At 61.4% G+C, this 9,355-nt stretch carries 13 protein-coding genes and 1 pseudogene; 2 read left to right on the top strand and 12 right to left on the bottom strand.

Annotated elements, in window-relative coordinates; translation table 11 throughout:
* Nucleotides 1-92: 92 nt before the first annotated feature.
* Nucleotides 93-326, top strand: a pseudogene (gene glyA, locus FHS82_RS20740) (serine hydroxymethyltransferase); the annotation flags it as partial.
* 28 nt (nt 327-354) lie between these two features.
* Entirely contained in the window at nt 355-1,140 is a 786-nt protein-coding gene (locus FHS82_RS20735) for a YggS family pyridoxal phosphate-dependent enzyme (RefSeq protein WP_166956678.1), read from the top strand.
* A gap of 25 nt (nt 1,141-1,165) precedes the next feature.
* On the opposite strand, the gene FHS82_RS20730 is transcribed toward FHS82_RS20735, so the two are convergent.
* From FHS82_RS20730 to FHS82_RS20675, 12 genes are all read right to left on the bottom strand, one after another.
* Nucleotides 1,166-1,603 carry a carboxymuconolactone decarboxylase family protein gene (locus tag FHS82_RS20730; protein WP_166956675.1) on the bottom strand — a complete coding sequence of 146 codons (438 nt, stop codon included), beginning with the start codon at nt 1,601-1,603 and terminating at the stop codon, nt 1,166-1,168.
* Nucleotides 1,604-1,665: 62 nt separating this feature from the next.
* Nucleotides 1,666-2,091, bottom strand: a complete 426-nt coding sequence (locus FHS82_RS20725; protein WP_246225486.1) for a GNAT family N-acetyltransferase — start codon at nt 2,089-2,091, stop codon at nt 1,666-1,668.
* Nucleotides 2,092-2,140: 49 nt separating this feature from the next.
* Nucleotides 2,141-2,407, bottom strand: coding sequence for a DUF1272 domain-containing protein (locus FHS82_RS20720; protein ID WP_166956669.1), 267 nt, complete (start codon nt 2,405-2,407; stop codon nt 2,141-2,143).
* A 9-nt stretch (nt 2,408-2,416) separates the two neighbouring features.
* The gene (locus tag FHS82_RS20715) at nt 2,417-2,890 is read right to left on the bottom strand and encodes a GNAT family N-acetyltransferase (RefSeq protein ID WP_166956666.1); all 474 of its coding nucleotides are present in this window, start codon (nt 2,888-2,890) and stop codon (nt 2,417-2,419) included.
* A 24-nt stretch (nt 2,891-2,914) separates the two neighbouring features.
* Entirely contained in the window at nt 2,915-3,757 is an 843-nt protein-coding gene (locus FHS82_RS20710) for an isocitrate lyase/PEP mutase family protein (protein ID WP_166956663.1), read from the bottom strand.
* Nucleotides 3,758-3,769: 12 nt separating this feature from the next.
* A complete protein-coding gene (locus tag FHS82_RS20705) occupies nt 3,770-4,684 on the bottom strand; it encodes an EamA family transporter (RefSeq protein WP_166956660.1) in 915 nt (304 codons plus the stop codon).
* A complete protein-coding gene (locus tag FHS82_RS20700) occupies nt 4,681-5,298 on the bottom strand; it encodes a GNAT family N-acetyltransferase (protein WP_208394396.1) in 618 nt (205 codons plus the stop codon). Before FHS82_RS20700 ends, FHS82_RS20705 begins: the two co-directional genes overlap by 4 nt.
* Before the next feature lie 314 nt (nt 5,299-5,612).
* Nucleotides 5,613-6,014: a hypothetical protein gene (locus FHS82_RS20695; protein WP_166956657.1), complete on the bottom strand. Its 402-nt coding sequence runs from the start codon at nt 6,012-6,014 to the stop codon at nt 5,613-5,615.
* Nucleotides 6,015-6,122: 108 nt separating this feature from the next.
* Entirely contained in the window at nt 6,123-6,461 is a 339-nt protein-coding gene (locus FHS82_RS20690; protein WP_166956654.1) for a hypothetical protein, read from the bottom strand.
* Nucleotides 6,462-6,480: 19 nt separating this feature from the next.
* Complete coding sequence (locus tag FHS82_RS20685) at nt 6,481-7,923, bottom strand: relaxase/mobilization nuclease domain-containing protein (RefSeq protein ID WP_166956651.1); 1,443 nt, start codon at nt 7,921-7,923, stop codon at nt 6,481-6,483.
* The gene (locus tag FHS82_RS20680) at nt 7,920-8,270 is read right to left on the bottom strand and encodes a plasmid mobilization protein (RefSeq protein WP_343042647.1); all 351 of its coding nucleotides are present in this window, start codon (nt 8,268-8,270) and stop codon (nt 7,920-7,922) included. Before FHS82_RS20680 ends, FHS82_RS20685 begins: the two co-directional genes overlap by 4 nt.
* Before the next feature lie 410 nt (nt 8,271-8,680).
* On the bottom strand, nt 8,681-9,007 hold the full coding sequence (locus tag FHS82_RS20675) for an ankyrin repeat domain-containing protein (protein ID WP_343042646.1): 327 nt from the start codon (nt 9,005-9,007) through the stop codon (nt 8,681-8,683).
* Nucleotides 9,008-9,355 lie beyond the last annotated feature (348 nt).

The following is a 9,355-nucleotide window of genomic DNA, read 5'->3' as shown; positions in this document are numbered from 1 at the left end:
CCTGATCGTTCATCTGGCTGAGCTCCAAAATGTAGCCTTGAATCACGATCTCCCGAAGTTGGGAATCCCCTTTGTTAATTCCTCACTACGACCTAAACAAGAACGCCATTCCGAACGACCCTGAAAAGCCGATGGTCACGTCAGGCGTCCGTGTCGGCAGCGCGGCGGGAACATCGCGCGGCTTCGGTCCTTGCGAATACCGCCTGATCGGAAACCTCATGCTCGATACGTTGCGGTCGGTTCGGGCCGACACGCTTGATGCCGACCGTGCATGCATCAGCGGGCAGGTGCACGAACTGGTTGCGCGCTTCCCACTACCCTACTGACGATCACGGTGCGGGAACTTCGTTCAAAATGACTCATCACGGCGTCGAACTTTCGACGGAGGATGTTGCACGCTTCGGTGACGATCCTTCTAGCACCTTTGCCGCCAACCTTCAGGTGGTCAGGGCGCGCATTGACGCCGCGAGCCTTCGCAGCGGACGCAAGCCGGGGGATGTCCGCCTGCTGCCCGTCACCAAGACAGTTCCCGCTCATGTCCTGCGTCTCGCATTTGCGGGGGGCATCAGCGACTTCGGGGAAAACAAGTTGCAGGAGGCCAGAGACAAGCAGGCGATCCTTTCTGATCTGGCGATCCGCTGGAGCATCATCGGTCATCTCCAGACCAACAAGGTGAAATATCTGGTTCGCTTCGCTTCGGAGTTCCATGCACTCGACAGCATCCGACTGGCGGAGGAGCTGAATCGCCGCCTGGAAGCCGAGGACCGCGACCTCGACGTCTTCGTTCAGGTGAACACCTCGGGAGAGGCAAGCAAATATGGACTGCCCCCGGATGAGCTGATGTCATTCGTCGAGCGGCTGCCGGACTATCCCCGGCTGAAGCCGCAAGGCCTGATGACGCTCGCCATTCTGAGCGGCGAGGCTGAACGGGTGAGGACCTGCTTTCAGTTGTTGCGCAGCTTGAGGGACCGAGCCGTCTCGGTTCATGGCGGCCTGTCGCGGCTGTCCATGGGCATGTCCGGTGACTTTGAGATCGCCATCGAGGAAGGCGCGGATGTTGTGCGGGTCGGGCAAGCCATCTTTGGTCCCCGACCGACAGCAGACGGGCATTACTGGCCCGGACTCATACCGCGTTCATAAGGGAACGAGTTTCTTTTTGCGTAGATCAGCGATGAACCAGCCGCGAGCTGACAGCGATACGGTTCCAGATATTGATGGTGCCTATCGCAACGATAAGCTGTGCGATCTGCTCTTCGGTGAAATGCGCGCGCACGGCCTCATAGGCGCCGTCAGGTGCGCCGGTGCTCGCGATCAGCGTCAGGCTTTCGGTCCATTCCAGCACGGCGCGCTCGCGATCATCGAACAGCGGAGATTCCCGCCAGACGGAAACGAGGTGCAGCTTCTGTGCTGGAATCCCATCGGCCAGCGAATCCTTGACGTGCATATCGACGCAATAGGCACATCCATTGATCTGCGATGCCCTCAGCTTGATGAGGTGGAGTAGGTCGAGGTCGATGCCGGATTGTTTGACCTTCGTGTCGAGCGCAAGCACGGCCGCGTAAAGGTCGGGTGTGATCTGGGATACGTTCAGTCGTTGCTTCAAAATAAAGTCCTTCTTGTGGGTGGCGTTGCAGCCGATGCGTTCGCGTGGCTTCGGTTGGGTGGTTATTGCTGGAGCTGCATCCGGTAGCGAACGAAGTCGTCGGCCTTGACGAATTCGTCATAGAGGCGTCGAGCGGGATTGTTCTCCCGCGTATGCCAATACAGGGTTGCCCAGCCCTGCGCCGTGCCGCGATCGACCAGATCCCTTATCAATGTTCTGCCGATGCCTCGGCCACGGCATGCTGGATCGACAAAGAGGTCTTCGAGATAGCAGATCGGGCCGGCTACCCATGTTCCTTCATGCAGAACGCTGAGGCTGAACCCTACGGGGGTGTCACCAACCAGGGCCATGCGACCGAGGAGAGGTGAAGCGGGATCGAGCATGCGTTGCCAGGTGCGAGAGGTAATATCGGGGGCGACGCTTGTTTCGTAAAAGCTGTTGTAACCGTCCCAAAGACCGCGCCAATCAGCTTCGTCGGTAGGCCGCATATCTCGGATGTTGATCGTCTCGCTCACCTTGGACGCCCTTCTGGTTTTTCTATTGCAGGGAGGTTGTGTTCCCATCCTGTTCGCGGCACTTCGCATTCAAGACGCGGTTGGTCGATGCCGGATGCTTCAGGAGTAGCGCCGACGGTCGGATCGGACGTGCGACGAGATTGCCGCCGCAGTTGAGGCAATTTCCACCGGGAAACGACTCGGCGCACGTCGCGCAGTAGGTGCATTCAAAGGTGCAGATGCGGGCATCTTCGTTCTCTGGCGGTAGGTCGCGGTCGCAGCACTCGCAGTTCGGGCGCAGTTCGAGCATGGTGCCTCCTCACGGTTTCAGTTCATACGTGACCCAATGGGTCGCGACGGCCACGTCGTCATAGAGCCGCCGCGCGGTTGCATTGTCGTTGGCCGTGATCCAGCGGACGGACGACCACCCGCGCTCGCGCGCGATCGAGGCCAGATGCTCGATAAGCTGGCGTCCGACGCCACGGCCGCGCTGATCGGGAGCGACAAACAGATCATCCAGAAACCCGGCATCGTTGCCTTGCAACGGTTTAGGTTGTGGCCGGTAGTGTGCAAGGCCGACAAGCTTGCCATCAGAAGCGACAGCGACCAGACCCTCCAACGGATGAACCGGGTCATGCAACCATACCCAGGTCTGATCCAGAATGGCGTCGGTGATGTCGCGTTTATAGAACGTCGCATAGCCACGATAGAGGGGCCGCCACGCCGCCGCATCTTCGGGCAATACCCGCCGAACCTTGAGGTCTTTAGCCTTCGGTGCAACCTTGTCTGTCATAGTCTAATGTCCTTTGCCTTGGCGTCACTGACGGTCGGTCGTTGCATCGTCAGCCATAAATTTGGAAATGACTGCACCGGGAAGCGCATCGGCCGCGTAGGTGAAGGTGCCGGACTTCCGCACCTCTTCGGCAGCCCGCATCAGCCCCCCGAAGGCGGCACGCGCCATCGAGCCGCCGACGCTGATGCGGCGAACACCGGCATCCTGAAGCTCGGCCACGGAATAGATCGGCCCCTTGAGGCCCATGACCACATTCACCGGCTTATCGACCGCGCGGCACACGGTCCTGATCGTGTCGATGTCTGGCAGACCCGGCGCGTAGAGCACGTCCGCGCCAGCCTCGGAAAACGCCTGTAGCCGCCGGATCGTGTCGTCCAGGCTGTCCCGGCCGTAAAGATAGTTTTCTGCTCTTGCCGTCAGCACGAAGGGCAGACCGCGCGCGGCCTCGGCGGCGGCCTGAACACGATCGATGGCATGAGCGAACTCGTAGATCGGCTGATCGGAATTGCCGGTCGCATCCTCGATCGAGCCGCCAACCAATCCGGCAGCGGACGCCATGCGAATGGTCTCGGCGCAGGTGTCTGCGTCTGCGCCGAACCCGTCTCCCAGGTCGGCCGAGACCGGCAGATGGGTAGCGCCAACAATTTCGGCAGCGTTCGCCAGTATCTCATCCCGGCCAAGGCCGGTCAGCGAGTCGCGTCGTCCCTTGGAGAACGCATAGCCCGCGCTCGTCGTGGCAAGCGCCTCGAAGCCGAGACTGGTCAGGAGCCGTGTCGAGCCAGCATCCCACGGGTTCGGAATGACAAAAGCCGCCTCGCGCTGATGCAGGGCTTTGAAGTGTTCGTATTTCTGTTGCTGATCCGACATGGTGTTCCCTCCTTATGTCTGTATGGGCTGGGCAGGTGCTCTCAAGGCGATCACGGCGGCGATCAGGATTAGGGCAAAGCCGATGAGGTCGGCCGGTGTTGGGCGTTCGCCGAGAACGATCGACGAAGCGATCACGCCGAACACCGGAACGAGAAGCGTGCCAAGACCTGCGGTGCCGGCCGGAAGCCGATCGAGCACCTTGAACCAGAGTGGATAGGCGATAGCGGTTCCGGCCACGACCCCGTAGAGCAGCCCAAACCAGGGCAGCACACCGATGGGGCCATCCACACCAAGGCCGGTGAACATCATCCCGATGATGGAAACCAGCGCGCCGGCGAGAAGCTGATAGATCGCGACCGCAAGCGGGTGCGCGGGAACGCGCGCCCACTTCAGATAGACAATGCCGATTGCCCAACAGATCGCCGATCCGATCGCGGCGAGCGCACCGAGCGAAACACCGGCCTGGATCAACGGCCAGAGCAGCACGAGCAACCCACCCGCGCAAAGCGCCAGGGAGATCATGCGGGCGGTAGTCAGAGATTCCTTGAGGAACACACGGGCGGCGAGCGCCACCCATATCGGCATGGTGTAGGCGCAAATGGCAGCGCGTCCGGTCGAGGTGTAAAGGATGGCTATGGCCGAGAGAGCACCGAAGCCACCACAGGCAAACAGTCCGGACGCGATAAGGTGCACACGATCGCTGACCTTGTGCACGCGCAAGCTCGCGCCAATCATGGGCGCAAGCATAGCCAGAAGAGCTGCCCCGGCCAGAAAAGATAGAGTGCGGAAAGTCCAGGGTGAAAAAGCGCGCAGGCCAAAATTGGTCGCAATGTAGTTTACGCCCCATAGAAATGCGACCAGAAGTAACGCCGCTCTGGCCGCAAAGGGATCAGAAGTCTGCCCATACGGCGCGCTGGCACCACTCACAAATTGAATACCAGCTTGGTTAGTTGTCGACCCGAGCTATCGAAATTGCTTGCCTTCAACCAGCGTTCATATCCTGCACGTAGGCGCGGCCAATCGCTGTCGATGATCGAGAACCAGGCAGTGTCGCGGTTCAGGCCCTTGACGACCATATGCTGCCGGAAAATACCCTCGAAGCTGAAGCCGAAGCGCTCGGCTGCGCGTTTGGAAGGAAGATTGGCGTTGTCGCACTTCCACTCGAAGCGGCGGTATCCGAGGCCGAACGCATAGTCGGCGAAGAGAAACAGCGCCTCCGTCGCGATCCGCGTCCGTGTGATCGCTGGTCCCCACATGATGTTGCCGATCTCGATTACGCCGTGGACCGTATCCACCCGCATCAGAGCCTGTCGGCCTTCTGCCCTGCCGGTTGCTTTGTCGATAACGGCAAAGAACAGCGGGTCCAGGCTGGCTTCTGCCTTCTCGGCCCAACTGCGCAGTGCGCTCAAATCGGCTGGCGCATGGTCGAACAAATACCTGAACCGATCATCCGCACCGGGAGCAGCCGCCGCCTCGAACAAAGAATTTGCATGCTGTTCCGCATCGAGCGGCTCTAGCCGCACGAACGCCCCGTCCAGCATTTTCCGCTCCGGTTTGGGAGCTCCCTTCCAATCTCTCAAATCCACCAGAATACCTTCCAAGCTGCGGCAGATAGATACTGTCGCCAAGTCAACAGGGTTATCTTTGCCACAGATATGGTATGCTGAATCCAGCCAATTTATCGGATATAAGCAGACCAATTAGGCCCGATGCCCTGCGTTTATGGACTATGCTCAAACCTGCATGGCGACGTGATTGGGATAGGCGTTGATGGTCGGTTAGCCGCTCTGAAACAGCCTCATATTTGCCTTACGATCGCGGCAACGCACAGCCAGAGGTGTTAGTCGCAGGAAAGCTATTGTCTTGAGATGACATCTTCACCAGTCTCGGGGTCGATGTGCCAGCCGCCAGCCTCGGCGAAATGGGCGAGCATTTCGCCGACGAACTCGTCATCGTTCAGGAACCCGCCGTCCATATACGACTTCCAGCAGTCCAGCACATGGAGCGCCAGGTTGACGGTTTCGCGGTTCCGATCGAGCCAGGCTCCCATGTCGCTCCCGCTCGTCCGCGATAGCTCGCCGATCAGCTCCGTTAGCTCGATGGAATCGCGCGTCTTCTTCGCGGCCTCCACGAATTGCCCCATGATGGGAGCATCCCCGACCTTGAACAGATCAATCGCGCTCGGCCGCTTCCGAAGGTCCAACGGATCATATTCTTCCGGTCTGCAAAGCGGGTAAGGAATATCGGTCATCGCCATCGCCTTTCTTTTTGTTGGTTTTGTATGAGGCCAAAGGAATGAGGAGGAACCGCTCCACTTCCTTCTCGCGCCGGCTGGCACTCATAGGATGCTACATCGCCGGCACGGTCAGTCCTTCGGAACAAGTGTCAGGTTCGGGCGATCGCCGGTCGGTAGCGGCGCGTCCAGATGCATCTGCGCGGCGTCGTTGTAGGCGTGATAGAGTATCGCCTGCGCCTCGCGCACGTTCCTATACCAGAACGGATCGAGCAGCACGGCGCTGTGGTTCGCCAACTGCCGCTCGATCAGTTCCACGACCAGCAGGGTGGTGTGAACCGCCTCGTGGCAGCCGAACGATCCCGGCCCGAATCGGGCTTGCAGGCTGCGGTGGTCCGGCCCTTCGGCCTCGGCATGCCACCGCTCCTTGAGTGCGGCAAGGCGGTCTTCCTCATATTGATCGTCGCTCATACTGTTCTTCTCCTTGGGTCTATTCCCATCCCGGTCCGCCGCGCTGCGGGCCTGACGGTTTCTGTCGCGCCTGTTCAAGCCGTTCCCGCATGCGGGCACGGCGATCGTCTGTCGTGGTGCGTTGTTCATGGTCAGGCTTTTCGGCCGTGATGTCGTGGGCCGTCTGACGCAATTCGCGCTCGCGCTGCTCGCTCTGCGCCTCGCGCAATTGATCCTCGACGCGCACCTGCCTGACAAGATCGCGGACAAGGCTTCGCCGTTCGCGGGCCTCGATCTTGTCGAGCGCGACCGCGCGCCGGTCGATCTGACGGCGCTCCCGGTCGTGCCGGCGATCCAGCGCCTCGTCCTCGAGGCGATGCCGCTCGGCGGCATTGATCGCCGGATTGCGACGGAGATGCGCGATCACCGACCGTAGGGCGGGAACGCGCTCGAACAGCGCGAACATCCTGCCGGCGATGATGTTGAACAGCCTTCCTTCCTCGGCCTTGTGCGTGGCGTGCAGCGCCATACGCTCGGCGGCATGGGTGACGGCGAGTTGCTGGCGCTTTCCCTCGATCTGACGGTGGCGACGGGTTTCCTGCTTCGCCTTCAGGTCCGCCGCCGACTTCGCGCCGCGCTGGCGGGCCTTCTCGCGCAGCCGCTCATCGACGGCCTGCTGGCGCGCGACCTGCTGCGCCTGCGCGGCATCGACCGTGGGCAGGCTCTCGACCGGCAGGTCGGCAAGGCGGGCTTTCACGTCTCTGGTCCTCGCGCCGTCGATCTGACGCGCGAGGGCATGGATATGGCCGGCCCGGTCCACGACGACATAGGCACGGCGCTCGCCCTGGGCGAGGACATAGCCCGCCCGTTCCAGTCCGGCGCGGAAGGCTTCCGCACTGTCGGACGCCCGGAACAGGGCGGTGATCTCGCTGCGTCGCTGCTCCGGCGTGAGACCGGATGCCTCGGCCATCGCCTTCTCGGCGAAGGTCACGTCGCGGTTCTTCTCGAACCGGGCGTCGCCGCGATCCTCGGCAAGGCCGGCAGGCAGGGACAAGCCGTAGGCATGGGCCAGCTCCCGCGCGCAGGTGCGGAGCTTCATGCGGTCATGGCTCAGGCCGATCGCCCGCATGTTGTCGAGGTCGATGCGCGACCATACGACATGGCAATGCTCGCGGCCGTTCTTCACATGGAAGACGACGGCGCGCGGCTGGCCGGTCAGGCCCAGCTTGCCTTCGATATGGTCGACGGCCGCCATGTATTGCTCGCGGGACAAAGGCGAGGACGGGTTGATGGCAAGGCTGTAGAGCGGTTCCTTGCAGCGCGTGCCGGCCGCCACCGCCTCGTATTCCGCGAGCGCGCCGTGAAGGTCGCGGGCGGCGGTCCCGCGCACCTGCGCGATCTCGACACGCTCATTGTCGTATTCGTTCGACAGATGCGTGGCGAGATCCGCGCCGCCGGTCCGCTGGCTGCCCTTGAGGATCATGGCTGCCTCCCGAGGGCCAGGAAGCAGGCGGTGCGTATCTCGGCGATGTCCCGCAGCGCGGCGGCGACATGCGGATTGTCCAAATCCAGCGTGCCCGCCGCTCCGGCCGCGTGCAGGGCCTCGGCAAGGCGGCCGACCTCGCCGAGCAGACGGGCGGTCAGCTTGTGGCTGGCCGTGGGACGCCGGACGGCATGCGGTGGCGGCAGGTTCAACGTCGCGGAGCGAATGAGGGAAGCCACGGGGATACCCGCGCGATCGGCCATCTGCCGGATCGCCTCGGCTTCCTGTTCGTTGAAGCGTGCCGCCAGCATGATCGGGCGCTGGCGGGACTCGCTGCCGCTGGCCACGGCGCACCTCCTTTCGCGGGTCCGGGGGCACGGTGTCCCCGGCCGGGTCCAGCGCCGGAGCGCTGGTGCATGGGTGGTCCGGGAGGGAGAGGCAATATCCTCCCTCCCGGTCGATGGGTGTCCAGAGGGAGCGCGAAGGCTCCTTCGGTCCGGTGCAGCGGGATACGCTGCGTTGCACGGCAAGGCTCGACGCCGCCCGTCGGGCAATGCCGGGGGATGCAACGGGGGCTGGCTAAAGCCCCCTTGCCAAGATGGCGCGGATAATCCGCGCACATCTTGCAACGCTCAGTAGGTGTAGATTTCAGTATGGGGGATCAAGTTTAGGAACGGATTAAAAGGCACACGCCTGTATGCATCGTCCCTATTTGCAAATGAATATATAGCCCTTAGCGTCGTTAGTCAAAAACTGGTCACGCAGGTCTGCAGTTGCCGTAATACGCCTTAGCTTCGATCTGGACGATATAGTCGCAGAGGTCAGTGTCTACGCGGCAACGGGCAGCGATCAGAGTGGGCCAGCGTCCACGTCCATCCGGTTTGATCTCCGCGCCCCATTCCTCGACCAGGATGCGTGTCAGTGCCAGATTGTTGGTGCCGACCGCGATGTGGAGCGCAGTCAGGCCCATCACCGGGTCCATTGCGTTCACGTCGACACCTTGCTTCAGGGCCGCAACGGCTTTGCGATTGTCGGCGTCATAGACGGCTCTCAAGAAGTCCTGTTTTGCATGTTCCGTGTTCACGTATCCTCCGGCTTCAATGTCATCATTGATACCGGAATCTGGAAAATACCGCCAACTTATCGTGTAAGCCGCTGCAACGGCTGACCGATTCAACCGTGCTCCTGCTATGAGGACGATGCCGCCTCTGCCTCCACGATATAGTCCGACAGCGCGTCATCGACTCCGACTTCGGCAGCGATCACGGTAGGCCATCGTCCCGTGGCGTCCGGCATGAAGGCGGCTTTCCAGTCCTCTATCAGGATACGGGTTAGGGCTAGGTCGTAGTGAGGAATTAAGTTTTATCGCAATTGGATATGAATTGCGGCGAGCATGACGAAGCCCATGAAGTTTGCTATGAGCTTGTCGTAC

It is taken from the genome of Pseudochelatococcus lubricantis (assembly GCF_011762225.1).
GTDB lineage: Bacteria > Pseudomonadota > Alphaproteobacteria > Rhizobiales > Beijerinckiaceae > Pseudochelatococcus > Pseudochelatococcus lubricantis.
Note: the sequence above shows the minus strand (reverse complement) of the source record. Positions and strands in the feature narration are given on the sequence as shown.